This window comes from Myxococcales bacterium (assembly GCA_023898405.1).
Taxonomy (GTDB): domain Bacteria; phylum Myxococcota; class UBA727; order UBA727; family JABDBI01.
Window position 1 is genome coordinate 271,684 of record CP060221.1, and the last position, 21,038, is coordinate 292,721.

19 protein-coding genes are annotated in these 21,038 nt (G+C 38.2%); 14 read left to right on the forward strand and 5 right to left on the reverse strand.

Annotated features, from left to right (window positions below; translation table 11 throughout):
- Window positions 1-257 precede the first annotated feature (257 nt).
- Both H6731_01285 and H6731_01290 read left to right on the forward strand, forming a co-directional pair.
- Window positions 258-794 carry an SRPBCC family protein gene (locus H6731_01285; GenBank protein ID USN51072.1) on the forward strand — a complete coding sequence of 179 codons (537 nt, stop codon included), beginning with the start codon at window positions 258-260 and terminating at the stop codon, window positions 792-794.
- Between the two features lie 186 nt (window positions 795-980).
- A complete protein-coding gene (locus tag H6731_01290; protein ID USN51073.1) occupies window positions 981-1,502 on the forward strand; it encodes a hypothetical protein in 522 nt (173 codons plus the stop codon).
- Between the two features lie 72 nt (window positions 1,503-1,574).
- On the opposite strand, the gene H6731_01295 is transcribed toward H6731_01290, so the two are convergent.
- From H6731_01295 to H6731_01305, 3 genes are all read right to left on the reverse strand, one after another.
- Window positions 1,575-2,705: a citrate synthase gene (locus tag H6731_01295; protein USN51074.1), complete on the reverse strand. Its 1,131-nt coding sequence runs from the start codon at window positions 2,703-2,705 to the stop codon at window positions 1,575-1,577.
- A 346-nt stretch (window positions 2,706-3,051) separates the two neighbouring features.
- Window positions 3,052-4,575 carry a YifB family Mg chelatase-like AAA ATPase gene (locus H6731_01300; GenBank protein USN51910.1) on the reverse strand — a complete coding sequence of 508 codons (1,524 nt, stop codon included), beginning with the start codon at window positions 4,573-4,575 and terminating at the stop codon, window positions 3,052-3,054.
- Window positions 4,576-4,665: 90 nt separating this feature from the next.
- The gene (locus H6731_01305; protein ID USN51075.1) at window positions 4,666-5,181 is read right to left on the reverse strand and encodes a lipocalin family protein; all 516 of its coding nucleotides are present in this window, start codon (window positions 5,179-5,181) and stop codon (window positions 4,666-4,668) included.
- A 249-nt stretch (window positions 5,182-5,430) separates the two neighbouring features.
- Between H6731_01305 and H6731_01310 the strand changes: the two genes are divergently transcribed.
- From H6731_01310 to H6731_01335, 6 genes are all read left to right on the forward strand, one after another.
- Window positions 5,431-6,015 carry a riboflavin synthase gene (locus H6731_01310; protein USN51076.1) on the forward strand — a complete coding sequence of 195 codons (585 nt, stop codon included), beginning with the start codon at window positions 5,431-5,433 and terminating at the stop codon, window positions 6,013-6,015.
- A gap of 10 nt (window positions 6,016-6,025) precedes the next feature.
- Window positions 6,026-7,078 carry a 3,4-dihydroxy-2-butanone-4-phosphate synthase gene (gene ribB, locus H6731_01315; GenBank protein ID USN51077.1) on the forward strand — a complete coding sequence of 351 codons (1,053 nt, stop codon included), beginning with the start codon at window positions 6,026-6,028 and terminating at the stop codon, window positions 7,076-7,078.
- A 60-nt stretch (window positions 7,079-7,138) separates the two neighbouring features.
- Window positions 7,139-7,588, forward strand: coding sequence for a transcription antitermination factor NusB (gene nusB / locus H6731_01320; protein ID USN51078.1), 450 nt, complete (start codon window positions 7,139-7,141; stop codon window positions 7,586-7,588).
- Window positions 7,589-7,682: 94 nt separating this feature from the next.
- A complete protein-coding gene (locus H6731_01325) occupies window positions 7,683-8,024 on the forward strand; it encodes a hypothetical protein (GenBank protein ID USN51079.1) in 342 nt (113 codons plus the stop codon).
- A 777-nt stretch (window positions 8,025-8,801) separates the two neighbouring features.
- The gene (locus tag H6731_01330; protein ID USN51080.1) at window positions 8,802-10,325 is read left to right on the forward strand and encodes a hypothetical protein; all 1,524 of its coding nucleotides are present in this window, start codon (window positions 8,802-8,804) and stop codon (window positions 10,323-10,325) included.
- Between the two features lie 514 nt (window positions 10,326-10,839).
- On the forward strand, window positions 10,840-11,190 hold the full coding sequence (locus H6731_01335; GenBank protein USN51081.1) for a hypothetical protein: 351 nt from the start codon (window positions 10,840-10,842) through the stop codon (window positions 11,188-11,190).
- 198 nt (window positions 11,191-11,388) lie between these two features.
- Here H6731_01335 and H6731_01340 read toward each other — a convergent pair whose 3' ends face one another.
- On the reverse strand, window positions 11,389-12,759 hold the full coding sequence (locus H6731_01340) for a hypothetical protein (protein USN51082.1): 1,371 nt from the start codon (window positions 12,757-12,759) through the stop codon (window positions 11,389-11,391).
- A 321-nt stretch (window positions 12,760-13,080) separates the two neighbouring features.
- Here H6731_01340 and nhaA point away from each other — a divergent pair, with 321 nt between their 5' ends.
- The 4 genes from nhaA (at window position 13,081) to H6731_01360 (ending at window position 16,673) form a co-directional block, all read left to right on the forward strand.
- The gene (gene nhaA / locus H6731_01345) at window positions 13,081-14,274 is read left to right on the forward strand and encodes a Na+/H+ antiporter NhaA (protein ID USN51083.1); all 1,194 of its coding nucleotides are present in this window, start codon (window positions 13,081-13,083) and stop codon (window positions 14,272-14,274) included.
- Between the two features lie 343 nt (window positions 14,275-14,617).
- The gene (locus H6731_01350; GenBank protein ID USN51084.1) at window positions 14,618-14,872 is read left to right on the forward strand and encodes a membrane lipoprotein lipid attachment site-containing protein; all 255 of its coding nucleotides are present in this window, start codon (window positions 14,618-14,620) and stop codon (window positions 14,870-14,872) included.
- A 40-nt stretch (window positions 14,873-14,912) separates the two neighbouring features.
- Entirely contained in the window at window positions 14,913-15,245 is a 333-nt protein-coding gene (locus tag H6731_01355) for a hypothetical protein (protein ID USN51085.1), read from the forward strand.
- Between the two features lie 303 nt (window positions 15,246-15,548).
- Entirely contained in the window at window positions 15,549-16,673 is a 1,125-nt protein-coding gene (locus H6731_01360; GenBank protein ID USN51086.1) for a hypothetical protein, read from the forward strand.
- Window positions 16,674-17,030: 357 nt separating this feature from the next.
- Here the strand turns inward: H6731_01360 and H6731_01365 are convergent, their stop codons facing one another.
- Entirely contained in the window at window positions 17,031-17,471 is a 441-nt protein-coding gene (locus tag H6731_01365) for a hypothetical protein (protein ID USN51087.1), read from the reverse strand.
- Window positions 17,472-17,854: 383 nt separating this feature from the next.
- Between H6731_01365 and H6731_01370 the strand changes: the two genes are divergently transcribed.
- Both H6731_01370 and H6731_01375 read left to right on the forward strand, forming a co-directional pair.
- Window positions 17,855-18,508 (forward strand): IS1595 family transposase, encoded by a 654-nt coding sequence (locus H6731_01370; protein USN51088.1) that lies wholly within the window; start codon window positions 17,855-17,857, stop codon window positions 18,506-18,508.
- A 554-nt stretch (window positions 18,509-19,062) separates the two neighbouring features.
- On the forward strand, window positions 19,063-21,027 hold the full coding sequence (locus H6731_01375; GenBank protein ID USN51089.1) for an aconitate hydratase: 1,965 nt from the start codon (window positions 19,063-19,065) through the stop codon (window positions 21,025-21,027).
- Window positions 21,028-21,038: the final 11 nt, after the last annotated feature.

The window sequence follows — 21,038 nt, forward strand, 5'->3', positions numbered from 1 at the left end:
TTTAATTTTTGACAAAATAAAAATAATTACTCCTGCTGTTGATATATTTTTGGCAAATTTTAGTAAGTAGTTAGACAACTCCTACTAACATCCCTTTATTTATCTAGAATAATAGGACAGAATGAAGAAAAATATTTTCTATATATTTTTTGGATACAGCACATGCTTTTCCAAAAACAAGATAAACAAAAATTTAATAGTAAAATTAATTGAGTTAAAAAAACGCAAGTAATTTTTCGAACGAGGATAAGACGACGATGAAAAAAATTTTTAATTATTTAGCAGGAACTATAGTTTTTGTACTAGCTATTTACCTTGCAGGCGGATTCTTACTACCAAAAACCTGGCATGTTATTCAAAAAACTACTATTAAAGCGCAACCCGAGATAATTTATGAACAAATTGCCAATTTAAAGAATTGGCAAAATTGGGCTCCATGGAACAAAGATAAAGACCCTTCCCAAGAATATAGCTATGAAGGCCCTGATATGGGAGCGGGCGCAAAATGGCTTTGGAAAAGTGAGAAAATGGGTAGCGGCTGGCTTGAAATAACAGAAGCCTCGCCTGATACGGGAATAGTTTATAAACTTTTTATTGATATGAATGGTCGCACGTCAAACATTCGCGGCAGCATAAGCTATACCAATGTTGGTGATGCTCTTGATGTTATTTGGACAGATCAAGGAGAAGCAGGAGCAGGCTTTAACCAACGCTGGCTATCAATTATTATAAAAATTATGCTGAGCAAGGAAATGGCATCTGGACTAGAGAAACTCAAATATATAAGCGAATAAAAGCTTTACTCTGTAATGGTCCAAATAAAACCAGCATTACCTGGGTATTTTTATTTGGATTTTTTATATCCTCAAACATGTAACAACTTAATTAATTTACTTTTTCAAATACAAACTCTTTAAAAATTACCAATTAATAATTGCCATATTTATAATGCCCTAAGCTTAAAAAATTAGGAGACAATTATGAAGCATATTTCATTAGTTGCATCAGCAGTTATCTTTTTAGCTGGCGCCAACACCCAAGCAAAAATTCTTCCATATGACGAAACTCAAAGTGCAGTACAAGAAGAGATCAACAAAGGCGAGTGCTCCGTTGAAATATCAATCGATGGCATCTGTCAGGATATTGATGCACTTTATGCAATTATCATTACCAGTATTAACGACAGCAACTACTCAAGCGCAAATTCAGCTCTCGTTCCATACAAGAGAATGCCATGCGAAATGAGACTGTTATTGAGCACACGAAAAACCATCAATGGAATTGCTTATTCATCTCTCCTTCATGAGGCCGCTAAAGGTAATAATTACGCCATTAGCGCAGCTATATTTCAAAAAGCCTCCAATGTAGGCAATGCTGAATATCTGCCTTTTGCCAAAGAACTTGCCAATGCAGTTGATAGTGATGGAAAAAAACCTGTTGACTACGCAACAAACCCGCAACTTATTAGCTTACTCACTACTTTTATGAATTGGCCTCTCTAATATAAGGCGCTATAAAAGCAAAAGATCCTCGACTCTTTGAGGATCTTTTTTTTACTCACTTGAGATGTTTTCTTAAACCAGACTCATCTGCTCTTTTAACACCTTACCAATTGGCCCAATATAATTGGCCTCTGGGCGCATTAAACGATTATCTTTAAGTTGCTCCATCACATGTGCAGTCCAACCCACCATACGGGCGACAGCAAAAATTGGAGTGTACATATCGGGCTCAATTCCCATAGTGTAGTAGGTAGATGCAGAGTAAAAATCAACGTTTGCGTTAATTCCCTTTTTTTCCAACATCAATGCTTCAAGTTTCTCACTCATCGCAAACCATTTTTTTTCCTGTGCTCTTTCTCCCCATTCCTTTGACATTCTCTTTAGGTGTTTCGCCCTTGGATCAGCGACTTTATATACCCTATGCCCAAATCCCATAATTTTTCTTTTTTCTGCTAGCGCTTTTTCAAGCCATGCCTCAATATTATCGATCGTTCCTATTTCCATAAGCATTTTCATTACTGCAGTATTAGCACCTCCATGAAGAGGGCCCTTTAAAGTTCCTATCGCAGCAGTGACGGCTGAAATCATGTCAGAAAGCGTAGAGGTTACTGCTCGAGCAGTAAAAGTACTTGCATTAAATCCATGATCCATATGGAGAATCATGGCTGTATCCATGGTTTTTACTACCACATCTTCTGGAATTTTACCGGTGCACATATACAGAAAATTTTTGGAATAACTCATCGAGGCATCTGGAGCTACAGGCGTTTTTCCCGAACGAGCACGGCAAATAGCAGCAGCTATGGTGCCAGTTTTAGCTATCAGATTAAGAGATGTTTCAATCAACTCATTTTCATTTTTTAGCGATGGCTCTTTAACATAGCTTGAAATCATAGATACGGATGTTCTTAAGGTTGCCATTGGGTGATCATGCTGGGCCTGCCGACAAATAAAATCTATGATATCCTGGGGTATTTTATAACGCTGCTGCAAATTTAAACGAAGTTTCTGCTCAGCTTCGTTGTTTGGCAATTCACCATACAAAAATAGATGACAAATTTGTTCAAAGTTACAATTGGCTAGCTCGTCGATATTATATCCACGATAAACGAGCTCACCCTCCTCGCCATCAACTTTAGATAGGACAGTGTCTCCAACAACTACTCCATCAAGACCTTTGGCTTCAATACTTCCTGTTCGCATAAAAAAAACCTACCTTTGTTAACAATTTTCACCCATATTTTGCTGCAGAATAACTCAGCCTAGTTTTATTCTGCACGCGTTCACTATCTTCCCTTCGATCTCTAAAGTTTACTTCCCAAAAGGTTTCAAAATTGAAATGAAAGTAATTCATCACAAAAAGTACGTTTGACAAAAAATCAATCGATGTTCTGTGATTCACTAATAATAAATTTCAACAAATAAATGACTAAGTTTGTTCACGATCAGTTTTTGATTAAGTGGAATAGCTTTTTATGCACCTAACAAAGAATTTATTTTTAACAACCACTTTAACCCTTTAATTTAATAGCGAAAAACATAAGACAATTTATGATTTTATTAATCCTGCAACAGGACGGTAAGAAAGAGCCTGTGCAATATGATGTTTATGAATATTGTTTTCCTCTTCTAGGTCAGCTATAGTCCGCGCCACTCGAATAATTCGATCGTAGCTTCGAGCACTGACTCCCAGGCGAGACGCTGCATCAACGAGAAAATGAGATGCCGAAGTAGTCATCAGGGCAAATTTTTTGATATCGTTGCGAGTCATTTTTCCATTTGTTTTTAGTCCATTAAAACGTGTTTTTTGTATTTTGCGTGCTTTGATAACTTTCGCACGCATTGAAGCTGAAGGTTCACCATGTGAGCTGTTTTCCATTAGTTTCAAGTCGAGAGGTGGAACAGAAACATGCAAATCGATTCTATCTATCAGTGGCCCACTTAATCGGCTTTGATAGCGGTTAACAGCAATAGAAGAGCAGTTACACTTATTACCTTGTCCATAATACCCGCATGGGCAAGGATTGAGGGCCGCAACGAGTGAAATCTCTGCAGGATAAGTAATGGTGTGTCGAGCCCTGCTCAATGTTACTTCACCATTTTCTAGAGGCTGTCGTAAGATTTCTAACACTGCTCTTGGGAATTCTAATAATTCATCTAGAAACAATACCCCAAAATTTGCGAGACTAATTTCTCCGGGTCGAATATAACTACTTCCCCCCCCAACAAGACCTGCCTTAGTTATAGAATGGTGAGGGGACCGAAATGGTCTTTTACTAATTAAATTTCCCGTCACAGTAAGACCTGCTATGGAATAAATTTTTGTTAGAACAAGTGCCTCTTCATAGCTTAAAGGCGGCAATATTGTTGGCAATCGCGATGCCATCATAGATTTACCGCTTCCTGCCCCACCGATATAAACCAAGTTGTGATTTCCTGCAGCTGCAATTAATAAAGCTTGACGAGCTTCTTCTTGCCCAACAACATCACTCATATCGATAGACCAATCTTGCTCTAAGTCGGCACACGATTGTGATTCAGCTGTCTTTAACTGCTCTACCCTTTCATTTAAGATTGCCTCTACGAGTTCTCCAAAGTTATCGACCGCTCTCACTTCGATCCCTGATATCAATGAAGCTTCTTGAGCATTTTCCTTGGCCACTAGTAAATATTTTAAGCCTTGCTCACAAACAGATTCAGCAAGAGCCAACATGCCCCTTACAGGCTTAATTTCTCCAGTCAGCGATAACTCACCAATGGCAGCGATTCCTTCCATTTTGCTTGCAGCTATAACTCCTGACGCTTGTAAAATGGAGAGCGCAATACTTAAGTCAAAAGCTGTACCATTTTTTTCCACATCAGCTGGTGCTAGATTGACCGATATCTTTGCTCTGGGAAAATCAAATCCCGCATTGCTAATAGCCGCCTGCACACGAACACGCGATTCTTTTACAGAACTTAATGCCAGCCCAACCAGTGTGAAATTGGGTAAGCCTCGAGCAATATCCACTTCAACGCGCACTTTTTTTGCACCAAAACCATCCAAAACAGCACAATTCATAACCCCAAGCATTATATTTAACCTCACTTTTTCTTGAAGCTTAAATGAAAGGCTTAGGACAGAGTCAATCGGATAAACGGCGGATATAAAATCATAACGATGCTAATCTAAGCTTCCGCTCAGTATCAGCTGTTTCACATCAAAACCCTTATTTTTTAAGCGTGCGAGAATATCTTCATATATTTTTTTATGCATACTTGGCTTTCGAGAAAGCAACCACAAATACGTGCGAGTTGGTTCACTTACTACAGCATATTCGTAAGCTTCATTATCAAGTTCAATTATCCAATATTTTCCCCAGCCAAGGCCAAACCATCGGAGCCAACTAGGTGCAAAATTAACTTCAAGCTTAGCCTTGCTGTTGTGATCTTTAACCCTGGCTACACCAAGAACTTTTTTTGGTGAACCATTTCCTGTTGTGCAACTATTTTCTACCGTCAACAGAGATTTTTCACTCAAGCTATAAAGTGCCTTTGATTTTAAACACTTTTTTTGAAACTTATTGGGAAAACGAGCTATTTCGTACCAGGTGCCAGAATAACGGACTAGATCAACAGAATTAACCGTCTGCAGATCGCCTTCCGTGCAAGCACCAAAAAAACAAATGAAATTCAACATGATACACAAACGAATCCCTCTCATAGCTTAATTCTCCCTTTTTTGGCTAGGATTTAGTATTTCTTTCGCAGACAACTTCATAGCAGTTTCCCGCCATCAGCAGCGGCTTTGCCTAAAAATCATATCAAAAAACCTACTCGGAAAGTTAAAGCCAAATTCACTGCATTCTTTGCCCCTCCTTGCTTTTTTGGAGCCAAAAGTTAGCTTTACTAGGCCTCAAATTACTGGGATTTTTCAAGGATTCAATTTATGTTCAGCGGCATTATTGCGGGCCAGGGGACTATTGTAGAAAACAATCTCGCAACTCATCGCTTTGCTGTAAAGAGCAAAATATTTTCAGACCGCACTGTGAGTCTTGGTGCAAGCATCGCTATAGACGGTGTCTGCCTTACTGTTGTCGCTTGCGATCATGACTGTATTACTTTTGATCTTGGAGAAGAGACAAAAGAAGTAACCCAACTAGCAAAACTTTCTTTAGATAGTCTCGTCAATATCGAATTTTCCTTGCGCTATGGTGATGAAATCAGCGGACATTTAGTTCAGGGTCATGTGGACGGTGTCGTTAGCCTCATAAAACGCTCTTCTCTTGCCTCCAATCTTGTTTTGCAATTTTCCTATCCTACACATCTCAAATCGCTCTTGGTTAAAAAGGGCTCTCTTGCTCTTAACGGAGTAAGCCTCACCATCAATGAGCTTGATTATGAAAGTTTTAGTGTTTGCTTGCTGCCCTATACTTTAGAACTCACTAATCTTGGTCGTTTAAAAATAGGACAAAAGGCCCATATCGAAGTGGATATTTTAGGCCGCTATATTGCTCGCATGCTCAGCAACTAAGGAAGTATATATGACTGCTCATCAGCTTAATTTTCTTCATAATTTTAATTCGTTAAGCGCACCTATGCGCGCAGCTATTTCAGCACTCTATGAGGGCAAGCCTATTTTATTGCTCGATGCTCATGATCGAGAAAATGAAGGTGACCTCATTATTGCTGCCGAAAAAATTACTGCCCAATCGATGAATTTTCTAATTAGAGAAGGCAGCGGAGTTGTGTGTTTGGCTATGCCGAAGGCGGACTTAGAAGCCTTGGGCTTGCCCATGATGATTCACAACAACACCAATACATTTCAGACAGCATTTACTGTTTCCATTGAAGCGGCCACAGGTGTCAGCACCGGCGTATCAGCAAAAGATCGCGCCCATACAATTCAAACCGCTATCGCTGATGATGCACGTCCCGAGCACCTTGCGCGTCCTGGTCATGTATTTCCCTTGGCTGCTCGGATGGGGGGCGTTTTTGAACGAATGGGACATACTGAAGGATCAGTCGACCTCATGAAAATAGCGGGCCTCAAAGCTGGTGCTGTCTTGTGTGAACTCATGAATCCAGATGGCTCGATGACTGTGGGACAAGAGCGGATCAACTTTGCCCATAACAACAATATTCCGGTTCTTTGTGTTGAAGATATATTTTTCTATCGCATCAAGACCGAAGATATTTTTTCTCGCTCAACAACTAAAAATATTGAAACTCGCTTTGGCCCCCTAACCTGGCGTTCCTTCCAGGCATTTGACAGTACAATTGATCTGTTCATGCCGCGTGATTTTGCTCCATCTTCTGCTTGCAATTTAAATATTATCGATGGCAATAATCTGCACAATCGTTTTTTGTCGCAACTCCTTACACAATCAAATGATGATGCTCTGGCTCTTGCGCTTGCTAATTTATCTCGAGGCGTAGTTGCCATGATCGATGGTGAGTGCGACAAAAGAAGCTACGCTATTTTATGCAGATCTTTGATGGAAACTGGTGTCAGCACATTGGCTCGTAGCAATAGTTATCAAGATTTTTATACTATTGCTGAAGAACATTTTTCCTTTCAAATAGTTCGCTCATAAGATTTTTTAGGTACTATTTTCCCCTCTCTGGTTACTATTTATTATTTGAGAATGTAAATTATGAAAGATCGCAGAACAGCTCGAGAGATAGCCATGCAGGTGCTTTTTCAATGGGAAGCACAAGGACAGCTGTCTCAAAGTAAGATTTCAGATATTAAGCCTACCGATATTGAATATTTTTTGGGACAATTTCTCCATAACTTTTATTACAAAGATAAAAGCAAAGTAGATATAAAATTTTCTGCTCAGCTCATATTTGGAACTCTTCACTCCTTAAAAGAAATAGATAACATACTGAACAAAACGAGCTCGAAGTGGAAGTTGAGCCGCATGGATAGTATTGATCGGGCAATTTTGCGCCTCGCTTGCTATGAGCTGTTATTCCAAAAACAGCTTTCTATGCGCATTATCATTAATGAAGCTATTGAAATAGCCAAACGCTATGGAAGCGAACAATCTTCTTCATTTATCAACGGTATTTTGAACACACTTTACGAGCTTAATAACTAAAGCGACAAAAAAATAACTAAACAAATTTCATTCTTTTATCCCCAAACCATAAGAAACGCCCATTTTTTTTGGGCGCCACTTATGCGAGGAAAGAATGAAACCAATTATCAAATTTACGTTGACAGCTTTTGCACTTTTGTCTTTGGGGCTATCAGCAGCGTCATTGAGTACAAGCGCATCGACACGACAAAAATCACCACTCTATCAAGAAGGTGGGGTTCATTTGAAGGCTGGCCCTTGCGTGCACCTAAGAAACCCTACTTCATGCATAAACTATCCTACAGGCGAATGTTTTTGGGATGATGCAGATCAACGATGCGAAAGCTATAGAAATGAAGATAGATGCTCAACAATCTACAGCGTCTCACGCTGCGAAAATAGCGTATGGAATTGTTTCTGGGATTACGATGATCAACGCTGCGAGCGTCGCTGGTAATATTTATTTTTTTAGTGATTGTTAAAAATTGCCGCTAATGGGCGGCATTGTGAGACTGTTTAAAAAATAATTTTTCGCTAAGCTGAGAAAACATTTTTGTCTCCTATCCCATGTCACCCCCACCATGACACGTGATAGCTGTCAAAATTACAGCCGGTCTATCGCACCTTGGCCTGATTAAAGAAATCAAAAGACAAATAAAGAATTAAGAATAACTGTTGTACTATTTTTTACATTTATTGAGCGATTATAAATATTTCGCTAAAATGGCTTGGAAGCGCTGTTATTTTGACTTTCAAAACAGCTTCTTAAGATTTGGAAGAATAATTGAGCGGCTTATTTGTTTCCTGCACATAGGAAAAAATTAACAAATCAGCATAAATAGGTACTTTAGTGAAAATTTTCTCCTGTTTTACAGTTTTCCTAACAAGAGGCTCAAATTGTAACTTTGGCACAGTCAACTTTTTTAGTTGTTTAAGATGGAGAAATAAAAAACCTTTGGTGCGCACCTGTACGAGAAAAATACAAATTATAGAGGCTGTTTTGAAAGTATTTAACAAATGATTTTAAAACAGTCTCTTAGTGTCCAATGTGCAATATTGCCGATGCAAGGTTGTACCTCAAGCGGCTGAAGAATTTGGAATCATTGGAATTTAAAATAAGGTCATTTTAGTCTGCATGTTATGAGCCCATGCCCATATTTACAGCCTAAAATAAACACTACAATATAACCCAATAATGACTGCATATTAAATCAAATAAGGTTTTTAAATTATCATGAAAAATTACATCTTTTTGTTTTTATTTTCTCTCAACGGATTAAGTTTGGGTGTTAGTGGCTCAAAACGTCCTTTTTCTGGTGAGCTACCCGAACCAAAAATTGCAAAGACACAATTAAGAAAACATCTTGATAAAAATCAAGATGTTGCTGCTCTTTTATTGAAAGACGCCAAGGAAGTCTTTAGACAATCACCAGGCTTGAAAAAGAATGATCACGAAAATTATTTTAAGCAGAGCTATATGTTGCTTACAAAAAATCCTAAGTTATCAAAAAAAGCGCTTTTAAAGATTGCTGTTACAAAAACCACAGATGAAATAAAGCTTGTAGCTCAATACCTTCGCGAACTGATCGAAGCCATTAACCAAAAAGGCAATTCTCCAACTCACCTACGTGCTTCCTTAAAATTATTGAAGCTAGAAAAAAGCTTTATAGAGTCAATTCCTGTTTCATTTTTATGTGAAGAAATTAGTTCAATTTTATTCTTTACTAATTTCCATATTATGCTCGCCAATTGCCTGCTTGATATCGAGATATACAATGACTTTGATAGAAATTCAGCCACACAAAAAGAAAAGATCCCCTTAGCAGAAAAAATAGTAAAGCAGCTAGATTTTCTCTCCACACAATATCTTGATAAAAGATTGCAACAGCAGATTGGGATTGATGATTTATTTCTCAAGCAATTGCCACCAAAGAAAAATTTCATCACAAAAAAATCAACAATGAAAAGAAACACAGCGAAAGTATTAAATAGTGCTACAGGTTCCATTTCTACAGGTATTCCTTCTGTAAATGATCAGACAGATACATTAATTGAACCTCACAGAGATTTTATTGAAATAGGCAGCCAACAACTGTTGGAATTGCCAATAGAATCTCCCGATAATAATGTGAATTATATAGAATCGCTGCAGGCACCAGATGAAAATTCTACTGATGTTCCCATAATCACAGGTAGCCAAAGCAATCTATTGAGCACCGGGTATTTAGAACAAAAAGATCCGGTTGATGTCTCAATTGAAGCTTTTATGAGCGATATCGAAGCGATCATTTCCCTAGTAAAATCTGATGGAAAAACTGATTACAGATTGAGCTGTTATCTGGGAATACTAGGAAATTTTTTCGACAGTAAAACCTTCTACGATCATTGTGGAGAGAAGCACCCATTATTAAGTCAAAGAGCTAATTTGATTATTTCTTCGCAACTATACCTTGCTGCTTTAAGCACCCATGAAAATAAAATTGTACAAAGCAGCAAAGCTAAAATCGATGTTCATCTTAAAAAATGCCGAAAAATGAATGAACATATTGATCATAATTATCATGCGAATTATTTCCCCAATCAAAAAATTATTGAAAATTCCTATAATTTTTTTAAAGATAACCTGCTCGATCGACTCTATGAAGTATCAGCTCACCTTAATGCCCGAGGCCATGAAGCCTTTACATCCCTTCTAGATACTTGGAAAAATTATTTTCACTCTAAGCTTAAGGAAAATAAATTTATTTTTGAGGAATAGCATAATCCCATATATTAGACACAAATGTCACTCATCTTATGCTAAACGAATCTACTAGAGCGATTTTAAATTTGAAATCGTTCTAGATAATTTTAGCTAACCTATCTAATCACCTCAGCCATTAGACTATGGAATACTCTTTAAAAAGATATGTTCTAAAACAAAGAAAGCAAATTTAATGTTCGGCTTCTAACTCATTTATTTTTGCTCTTGCCCACTTATTAGAAGATTACCCATATGATTCCTTTGCTTATAATCCTAGGAAAATATTTCGCAGTTTATAAGTGCTAAAATATGTGTGTTAAACACAGCCCAATGACAAATATTTTTTGAAACTTGGTAATTATTTTCTGAAAACTCTCAAATAAATTTTCACAGTACTCTATGTTTTTAAAATTAGTTTTTCTATTTATACGACGCATTTCTCAACGCAATTAATTTCTTCTATAAACCTGTATTGAAAACATAATCAATGTTTCCTATGCAAAGCAGAAATTTTTCAACGGGGTAATTCATGTTGAAGCTTCTTCTTCCTTCGCTTTTACTTTTAGGCTTTTCCCTCTTGGCCGGCCATAACAATCTCATGGTTTGCATCACGCTTCAAGAAAGAGAAATGTCAATAAAACATAGCGTTGATGAATTTTTGCAGAATTATAATGAATACAAAAGCGATGCTGATTCAACAGCAATCATTACTCGTATAAATGATGAACGGGTTTTATTTAAAGGCAGCATTCAAGAAGCACATGATTTTTTCGCCAACTCTCCTATTAAGTCACTCAAGAATTTTCTGTATAGCCTATGGGAAGCTGCGTGCGATATAAACGACGAATATATCCAAAGCAATGCTGCCTGCCAAAAGTAAATGTTCCTTAATTCTCAGCTGGCAATTTATTTAAGAGGCTGTTTTAAAAATATTTAGCAAAGCATTTTAGGTTAATTTTTCTCCTAACCAACAAGGAATTTTTGCTAATATGCTGGATATTATCAGCAAATTCCTCGTTGATTTTGCGAAAAAATTTTCATGAAAAAATCATTTGTTAAATATTTTTAAACCAGCCTCTTAATATTTTTCACGTACATATTGAAATTTAAAGATTCCATGCCGGCTTGTTGCCACGTACCAAAAATCCCCAATCTGTACGGCACCAACATCAACTTCGCTTGGTCTAAATCCCTTATGTGATGCTTCTCTGGCGTTTTCAATAAGAAGAGGCTGTGCGATCGATAGATTTTCACGAGTAAAATCTTGGAAGTTATGATTGGAAATCTTTATCATTTCATCATCAGCATAAAATATAAAACCTTTGGAGTTAGTAGAGATTAAAGCACTCATGCCATCTTTGGCTGGTGCAATATGCTTGATACTCATACCAGATTGTTCTAGCGGTGGAGCTATCACGTTAAAAGGAGAAAGGCTAAGATCAACAACAGCAACACCTCCGCTGTACTGGCTATAGCTCGTCATACCAACCAAAAGTTTTCTCCCTAAAAGACCAAGAGAGTTAATGATGATCACATCACTCCCTCCTTGGGTTATTTGCAAATCCTTAGGTTTGGCCACATCTATCAGGTCTTGAGCCTCTCTACCTAAATCTATGACACAAATTTTTTCAAGTTCATCTGTGTGACGAAGCTTAACAAAACCATCATAGGCGATATAAAGGTCTGTTCCTACTCCAAGCGAAGCCGTTACGATCGTTCCAATCGGATCACCATTGATACCAGTTGGTCCTTCTTCTGCTTGATCTAATTTATCACCAAATTTCCGATATGCTCCGATACTATTTTTATCGCTTGAAAAAGCGATCCAGCTGTCTTTCACTACAGCGATAGTAGAAATTTCCTTGGCATCGCCACTGTTCAAACTGCCAATAATATTTCCCCATACACCCGTCACACTATTTTTATCGATTTCTAAAACACCACCATGAGCAGCGGTCCCATAGACACCGCCCTGGCGATGCAGCAAACCTGTCAGAGAAAATACAGCCGTATCTTTTGGCCCAGACACAATAGAAGTAATCACTGTCTCATCGGGAGGATTGTTAGTAAAACTGTTTAGGGAACTTGCAGCGTCATAGTAACCCTTTTTGCTATGTTTATGGTCTTTGACCTTAGTTTCAATCCCGGTGAAATTATTAGTCCTAAGATCAAATACGTACAACAAATTTGGTTCCGTTTTGCTGCCAAAATATAAGTACGAACCGGTTCCATTAGTACCTATTGCAGAAATATTATCTGGAACACTGTTGAGCTTTTCCACAAAGATTAACTTATGCAGATCTCCATCCAATTTTGAGCGCCAATTGCTTTCACGTGGGCCTGCCTCAACAGGAGCAAGCTCTTTTAAGTTGAGCCCACACCCACTAAGCCATATTAACAGAGCTACCAAAACAATGAAGAGCCCATATTGTCTTTGTTTTCCCTTCATTACTGGCCCTTCTTTCCCTAAACCTAAAATTCCACCTTTGCCTTGGATTTTTATTCAAACCAGGTGAATATTGACCTCAAAAAACACCTTCCACCGGATGTACTAATTTGTAGACATAAGCGCATGAGCGCGATCTGTGTCTCAAACTTAGTTGCTAATCAAATCAAAAAATGTTAGGCGCTAGTTTTATTATTTATTGTTCCAGGGTTTAGCTATTTTTTTTAGTTCTTGAACAACATCAATGATTTTTAAATGCAATGATTTGTAGTAGTTATTAAACCCTTATGTCTAACAAGTTCTGGCAAAACGGAGTACACTATCTTGCCTCTTAAATTGCTAAAAAAGTTTATTAAACTAGAAGCTTCAGCAGGTATTATTCTGTTTGCAGCTGCCCTTGTTGCTATCATACTTGATAACTCATTCTTATCGCCCTATTACGAGAAGATTCTCGAGCTTCCTATTAGTATTCAATTTGGATCTATGGGGCTTTCCAAGCATTTGCTCCACTGGGTAAATGATGGTTTGATGGTCATTTTTTTCATGGTGGTCGGCCTTGAAATCAAACTAGAAATGCATGAGGGAGAGCTTAATTCGCCTTCTAAAGTCTATCTACCAGCTATTGCAGCTGTGGGCGGTATGGTATTCCCTGCATTAATTTTTGCTTTATTCAATCATACCAATACGCAAGCTATCCATGGTTGGGCCATCCCTACCGCGACAGATATCGCTTTTTCTTTAGGGATTCTTTCGCTTCTTGGTTCACGTGTACCGCTGTCGTTAAAGATTTTTTTGACAACTTTAGCTATCTTTGATGATCTTGGCGCAATCATTGTCATCGCGATTTTCTACACTTCGCACCTATCTTTCCTTTCACTGGGATTGGCAATGTTCTTCGTCATTTTCCTCTTTCTCATGAATCGTTTCGGCGTCAAGGCTCATGCTCCCTATTTTATTATTGGAGCTATCTTGTGGCTTTGTGTTTTGGAGTCAGGAGTACACGCCACACTTGCTGGTGTAGTTATAGCGTTCGCTATGCCACTACGAGATAAAAATCAGTCAAGCGATCTTCCACCTTACAGAGGACTCCTGGAGCGGCTTCACCCATGGATCGCATACTGTGTACTGCCTTTATTTGCCTTAGGTAATGCTGGCGTCTCATTTGCAGACGTTCCTCCAGGCTTGGGCAATATTTTTAGCCCTGTGATGCTTGGTGTTGCAGCAGGTCTATTATTTGGTAAGCTTATTGGAGTTTTTGGAACAACATTTCTAGCCATTAAGCTTGGCATTGCAAAAAAGCCAGCCCATTCAACATGGCCACAAATTTTTGGTATAGCACTTATCTGCGGTGTTGGTTTTACTATGAGTTTTTTCATTGGTACCCTTGCCTACCCACCAGAAGCAACAGAACCTTACGCTGCTTGGGTAAGATTAGGAGTTATCCTTGGCTCCTTAACTTCAGGAACATTAGGCTACCTTGTTTTGCGCTTTACTACCAAAAACGTTGATGCTCAATAAATGTTTTTCTGACTGCTGTTTTGAATCAAACTAAATGGCATCTTGTTTTTTTGTTTTTACATTTCTTTTTAGGGCGATGTAAAGAAAATGTTGAAAGGCTTCTTAATAAATTTTTGAACGATTCCGCAGCGCACGCGAGGACTTAGTGAAAAAATTTATTAAGAAGCCTTTCAACATTTTCTTTACACAACCGGGTCTTTGCAAGCAATAAAAACGTGTTCATGTTGCAAAATAAAAACCATAAAAACCTCATTAAAACACTAACCAATTGAACCTATTATTTACTGGGAAATAATTAACAATAATATAAACTTATTTTCAAAGCTCTATTTCAGGAAAAACCATGAAAAAACTATTTATATTAGCAAGCTTAGTGGCTTTATTGTCAGGCTGTTTCACTCCAAAATTTATTCCCTTTCGTTATTTTAATGAGGAACACCGAATGGCGGTAAAAGTGCGTAACTTTCCCTCCCCTACCCATAATATGAGCAGGGCTCATCATGACGAGAGCGACCCTATCAAAAAGTTAGAAATTGGTCTTGAAGCAGCCCGTCAAACCTTGCAATTGCAAACGATATTCAGCCAAATTAATTATTGAAAAAATTAGGGCCGAATTCAGCTCAGAAATTCAAGAACGCGTGGCTAAAGTTTTTAAAATTAGTGATGATTTTAATGACTTAGCCTTAGAGGTGGTCATCAATAACTGGGGGTGGATTATCCCTCAAGCAGGAGTTTTTGGTATCAAATTGGGAACGTTTCAGCTTGAAGTCCATGGCAGTATTTATATTTACGACTTAAAGCTCAATAAAAAGCTCATTGCTGAGCAAGTTTTTACAGCCCGAGAAAATATTTCTGACCACTTAAGCAAATCCGAAAACGAACGAGCCATAAAAAAAATTATGAGAGATGCTTCAGAATTAATTGGTGAATTTGTCTGGCGTAGCGATGCTAAAAGCGAAGCTTTGAGGTAACTTTTTGCCCACCTTAGACTATTTGAGCTCTGCCATAAGATTATCAATAAGTATTTTTCTAACCGATACTTTAAAACTCTAAAAAATATATGGCAGCAATAAAAGGAACAATAAAAACACATAGCACACTATGATTTAGCTTTTTTATTTCCAGCAATTTAATCTTGATCTGAAAAACAGGCTTTTAACACGGTGATTTTTTGTGTGTTGTTTCAAATGCTTAGTCAAGAGCATGAGAAGCTCGTAAAAAAAATCATACAACAAATTTTCTAGTTGAAGGCCTCGAAATAAAAAGGAAGACATATGCAAAAATATTTGTACTGGCCTTATGACGAACTCACGATTGACTTTAATCCACAGGATGAAAACCTAAGTCTAAAAACACCTTGGCTTAGCCTAATGATAAAAAAAAATTCTGAACAGAATCCATTGTGGGAAATCTTAACCGATAAGATCAATAATCATAAATTGACAGCTCATGATATTTCAGCAATTTCAAATTTCTTTTCAAATTTCAAAGACTATCCTATTTCATATATTTTACCTTCACCTAAAAAATCTCCGCTCGACAAACATCTTGTGAGCGATGGGAGACATCTCGAAGGGAGTTTTACTGAACAGCTCGAATTGATTTTAAAAAGTTGCCAAAAGGAAGATAGTACTCTATTTACCTCTGAAGAAATTAGGCAATTAAAAAATCTTTTAGCACGCCAGAATTGGCAGTGGGATAATGAAGCTGCACTTCAATTTGCGAGCATTAATGATCGCATTCATCCTGAGAGTTTATTTAGCGTTGCTCGACGCTATCATTATTTGGAAATCCTAGAAAATGAGCATGGAGGAGAATATTTATCCCGACTAAATACACTTGAACGAGCAAAAATACAAAATGCGCTTGCTATTATTATTAGACAAAATCACTTCGTGACAGAGCAGTGTCAATCTTCTCTTAAACCCGCCTTAAAAACTGCTCTTAGCTCAATAGATTTAGTGAAAGATTTCATGAAAGAGGAAAAAGGCCACGATAAAATTCTCAACAAAGCACTGTTTCACTTAGATGTTAGCCCTGAAACTATAGATGTATCTCTTCAAACACGTGCAAGCATGGCTCTCCTAAAGTACGTGGCAGGAAGAAATTTTTTAGCCTTCTCAATGGCCATCAACTCCTTTGAAAGAGAACCTCCCATCAAAGATAACAGCCTCATAAAGTCGTTGAAAACTCATGGTTTTATGGAGTCGGCCAAATTTATGGAGCGTCACAGTACTATTAATGAGCAAGGTGGACACAGCACTATCGCTCTGGATTTTATTGCGCCTATGGATTTATGCAGCAAAGATTATGCTCTGGAGGCCCTTCGATTAATGGAAATAATTTCTCTTTTGCACTGTAGCGTTTCTAAAGTGCTCATAAACCCATTAGCAAGCTAGAGTTCACAGGGCGCCAAAATTTTCATTCATCGGATAGTTTAGATGGGAGGAAGTATGAATGAAATTATTATCTCAAACAACCTTATTTTTTGCTCCCATAAGCCCTGCTAATATTAATGTTGACTTCATTGATATTTGATGGTTTTTATGGCATACTTAAGCATTAATCAAAATCAAGACTCTCCACTTTCGTTTAAAGGCTGAATAACTGGCCCAATCAACAACCATACTGTGTAATTGTTGACGCGATATCCTCGGGATATAGCATGTTATCAAGCTTTAACTGACTATGCTCCGATGAAATTTAATAAATATGACCACATTTTTGGCGTCCTCGTCATTTTGAATAGGGAGAGCTTATAAATATTCCGAAAACCAAAGTTTGAGTGTCTCCTCACCCAATTGATCGTAAACGTAAGATAGATAAAGATGAAGCTCTCTTTCAAACTCTTCTTCGCTTTGAACTATTTCTTCACGAATATTAGGTACATGGTGGAGAAACTCTCCAAAATAGTTATGGCAAAAATCAGCATAATCTTTGGTAATTAGAATAAAAGCGTGCCACATCTCATCCATATCACGCATTTCTTGATGCATAACACAACTAAATTGTAAATGAGACAAATGCGGGTTGAGCTCGACATCCTGTTCATGTTTTTTACACAACCATAAATATTTAAGCATGTTAATCCATAACTCTTCAGCTCTATGAGCTTTATCGGGAAATGCTTGTTTGAATCGTTGAATAACCAAAGGATTTTTGTATTGCAAAATTTTATTTATACTCACTAAGACCATAAAGCACTTCCCTTTAAAATAATTATTTCTTAGCAAAACCTTGAGCATTACCTAAACAGCACTTACAGCCGATCACGCCTTTTGCCATTTTATTTGCAACTATTTTTTTTATGAGTTCTGACTTTTTCATTAAAGCCTCCTGTTTCGATTTATCATAAGGAGACTATAGCCTTAGTAAGAGTGCCCATCCATGTTACTTTGCATATAGCGAGCATAGATAGATTCTATAAGTTCCTGAGATTTTTTTTAATAAGTTCTCACCAAGAGACTGTTTTAAAAATCAAAATTGCGTTGTTTCTAAGCCGTTTTAGCGAAATAGTTACAATCGCTAAATAAATATAGGGGCTGTAGTAGCTAAGCCCAATTAAGGGTAAGCTACTTCAATGTATAAGAGACGCAGCCGTTTAACAGTGCGCCAGCAGAGCGAACTGATAAAATTATTTGTTGCTGGTGTAACCGCCAGAGCAGCATCAGAACTGGTTATTATTCAATCTAATACAGCCAGTAATTTCTTCTTAAGGTTAAGAAAATTAATAGCCAGCAAACTTCCAAGCTATGACTTAAGCGGAGAAATTGAAGTAGATGAAAGTTATTTTGGCGGAGTTCGAAAAGGCAAGAGAGGACGTGGAGCTGGAGGTAAAGTAGCTGTTTTTGGCCTTCTTAAGCGAGGTGGCAAGGTTTACACAGCCATCATTCCTAATGCAAAAACAGAAACTCTTCTGCCTATTGTAGAAGAGAAAGTTCTTCCGGACAGCATAGTTTATACAGATACCTTTAAATCATATAATGCCTTAGATGTATCTGCATTTCACCATATGCGCATTAATCATTCCAAGCTGTTTGCTGATAAGCAAAACCATATCAATGGGATTGAGAACTTCTGGAACCAAGCCAAACGCAATCTGCGTAAGTTTAATGGGATAAAACAGGATAATTTTTATTGGTTTCTTAAGGAATGTGAATGGCGCTTCAACGGAGGCAATCACCAACAGCTTCTAAAACAGCTAAAATACTGGTATAAACACACTAAACATTAACGCTTAGCTACTACAGCCCCTAAATATAAATAGTATAAGCAAACAGTTATTCTTAATCCTTTATTGGGCTTTTGATTTCTCTAACCAAGCCAAGCTTAGATCGACGACCCATGCTTTTGATCGCTATCACTTGTGACCCCTGTCGACTACTATCACGCGTCATTTTGACCATTATCTCTTGTCATATTGACCGCTCCACCTTGTCATCCCCGCGCAGGCGGGGATCCAGACAAAATGCCTAACTATCTAGTTGAAATGTAATATAAATAGCTCGTTTGCTTGCCGTAAATCCTACGAGACGAGTCATTGCCACCCCCAACAGAGTGGGCCGTTTTTTTAAACATAGAGACCTAATAGCGCTCTATTTGGCTCCACACCTTCGCGGGAATGACACGAGATCGTGGACAAAAATGTTTTCTCAGCTTAGAGAAAAATTATTTTCGAAACAGTCTCTAAACTTTGGCATGAGCAATTTTAGTGATATTTTTTTCTGGTAAACATCAATTTATTCACATATGAAAAAACATATCGGCAATTAAGCTCAAGGTGACACCATGTCTAAAGAAAATTCCATTCACATAAAGCTTGATCCAAGTAAACGGGTATTATTTCTTACAAAGGATCTGTCACTGATTGCCAAGCAGCTCAATGACGGCCTCGATTTATCCATGAGTGAGCTTAGGCCAAGCGATCTATTGGATGATATTAATACCGACATCATGACACCTGCATGGGTTTGCTTTCATCATGATCCCAAAGAGATTGCTAAAAGGGCTTATGCTGGTCTCATGTATAATAACGAGCGTGTTTTTCAAGACAACGCTTTACTAAAGGGCAATTTCCAGGCCATTGTCAGCGGTGAACGTAAGGGGACTGGATCTTCCAGAGAAACTGCGGCCCAGTGTGAAAAATTTAGCGGAGTTGGCTTGATTTTTGCCGCATCCTTCGCTCCCATCCACCAACGAAACAATATTAATCTCGGCCAAATAATGGGCAACTACGAATTATTGCGGCGACTTGAAGCAGGAGAATCTATTGCATTAGAAGAATTTCTCGAGCCATTCGATGAATTTTCACGCCATGTTCTACGAGCAGGAGGTTTATTTAATTTTCTTAATCAATTTCAGGAACAACAAAAAACTTCGCCAGCGATTCTCTCTGAAGTTCCCATGACTATGGCCCAAAAAATTATGGCGAAAAAATTGCTAAATAGTGATATCCAGCCGCTACAAAACGGCCAAAGTACTGTTGCTCACGTTGATGGCGGCTATTCACATGAGTTTACTTCGGCTCAAGTGCATCAATTTCTTATTCAAGAGTACGGCGAGCACTATAAAATTAAAAATGCTCAGCGTTTCGCCGCGTTTGAAGACCATCTTATCTATGCTGATGAAGTACCAAAATATGCTCCTTACAAAGATCTGATTGATGAACTACGATCACAGCAAAAACAATTTATAGCTCACACGGGTATAAGAGATTATTCAGCCACACAAAAAATCTCGCCAGGTATTTGCCACGAAGTTGCCCGGCAGGAATTTATTTTGCCTGGCGATTTTATCCAGGCGACCGACAGTCATACGTGCATGGGGGGAGCACTAAATGCATTTGCCTTTGGCATTGGTGCCACGGAATATGCGGCACTCTTGGCAACTGGTCTTTCAGTTGTAAGCGTACCGCCTTCCGTTCGTTTTGATCTTAACGGTTCGCTAGCAAAAAACTGCAGTGCCAAAGATGTCATGCTCTACATCTTGCTAAATTTCAGTAAAGATGGCCTCACCTTGAACAAAGTTATGGAGTTTGGTGGTGAAGGTCTTCATCAACTCAGCATTGATGAAAGAGCTACTCTTTGTAACATGGCTACCGAATGTGGAGCCAAAACTGGTATTTGTGAACCAGATCAAAAACTTGTCGACTGGCTGTTAGAAAAACGAAAGGAGCATAACTCGCAATCGCTAACAAAACTTTTATCCATGCCCGATAAAAACTGTCACTACGAAGCACGCTATTCTATTGACTTATCAAAAATAGAACCAATGGTAGCTCACCCTGGCAATCCTGACTTAGGTATCCCCTCGGACCCAACCAATGGTGAATTAATTAAAAATTTAGGGGAAATCCCTATTGATATTGCCTATGGCGGTTCGTGCACTGCAGGAAAATATGATGATATAGAAATGTATGCTCGTGTAGTGAGCGATGCTTTAACTCAAGGCAAAAAAGTTCACGACAAAGTTAAATTTTATATTCAATATGGCTCCAAAGATGTTGATTCCTACGCAAAACTCAAAGGCTTTCATGATCTTTTTCTTAAGGCAGGCATTAAAGTTATTTCTCCTGGGTGCGGTGCCTGTATTGGCTGCGGCCCTGGCGTGAGCAGCGATAAAAATCAAGTCAGCATCTCTGCCATCAATCGAAATTTCCAGGGGCGTTCGGGTCCAGGAAAACTTTACCTCGCCTCACCCTTAAGCGTAGCTGCCTCTGCTTTCGCAGGTAAAATTGTTGCCTGGCGGCAATAGATGCCAAGCGC

Excerpts from the sequence above, each read along its gene's own strand:
- H6731_01300 (USN51910.1), bottom strand. The coding sequence starts at position 4,575 with ATGCTTGGGGTTATGAATTGTGCTGTTTTGGATGGTTTTGGTGCAAAA.
- H6731_01340 (USN51082.1), bottom strand. The coding sequence starts at position 12,759 with ATGAAGGGAAAACAAAGACAATATGGGCTCTTCATTGTTTTGGTAGCT.
- ribB (USN51077.1), top strand. The coding sequence starts at position 6,026 with ATGACTGCTCATCAGCTTAATTTTCTTCATAATTTTAATTCGTTAAGC.
- H6731_01335 (USN51081.1), top strand. The coding sequence starts at position 10,840 with ATGTTGAAGCTTCTTCTTCCTTCGCTTTTACTTTTAGGCTTTTCCCTC.
- H6731_01370 (USN51088.1), top strand. The coding sequence starts at position 17,855 with ATGTATAAGAGACGCAGCCGTTTAACAGTGCGCCAGCAGAGCGAACTG.
- H6731_01375 (USN51089.1), top strand. The coding sequence starts at position 19,063 with ATGTCTAAAGAAAATTCCATTCACATAAAGCTTGATCCAAGTAAACGG.
- H6731_01295 (USN51074.1), bottom strand. The coding sequence starts at position 2,705 with ATGCGAACAGGAAGTATTGAAGCCAAAGGTCTTGATGGAGTAGTTGTT.
- H6731_01350 (USN51084.1), top strand. The coding sequence starts at position 14,618 with ATGAAAAAACTATTTATATTAGCAAGCTTAGTGGCTTTATTGTCAGGC.
- nusB (USN51078.1), top strand. The coding sequence starts at position 7,139 with ATGAAAGATCGCAGAACAGCTCGAGAGATAGCCATGCAGGTGCTTTTT.
- H6731_01310 (USN51076.1), top strand. The coding sequence starts at position 5,431 with ATGTTCAGCGGCATTATTGCGGGCCAGGGGACTATTGTAGAAAACAAT.
- H6731_01325 (USN51079.1), top strand. The coding sequence starts at position 7,683 with ATGAAACCAATTATCAAATTTACGTTGACAGCTTTTGCACTTTTGTCT.
- H6731_01290 (USN51073.1), top strand. The coding sequence starts at position 981 with ATGAAGCATATTTCATTAGTTGCATCAGCAGTTATCTTTTTAGCTGGC.
- H6731_01360 (USN51086.1), top strand. The coding sequence starts at position 15,549 with ATGCAAAAATATTTGTACTGGCCTTATGACGAACTCACGATTGACTTT.
- H6731_01305 (USN51075.1), bottom strand. The coding sequence starts at position 5,181 with ATGTTGAATTTCATTTGTTTTTTTGGTGCTTGCACGGAAGGCGATCTG.
- H6731_01285 (USN51072.1), top strand. The coding sequence starts at position 258 with ATGAAAAAAATTTTTAATTATTTAGCAGGAACTATAGTTTTTGTACTA.
- H6731_01330 (USN51080.1), top strand. The coding sequence starts at position 8,802 with ATGAAAAATTACATCTTTTTGTTTTTATTTTCTCTCAACGGATTAAGT.
- H6731_01365 (USN51087.1), bottom strand. The coding sequence starts at position 17,471 with ATGGTCTTAGTGAGTATAAATAAAATTTTGCAATACAAAAATCCTTTG.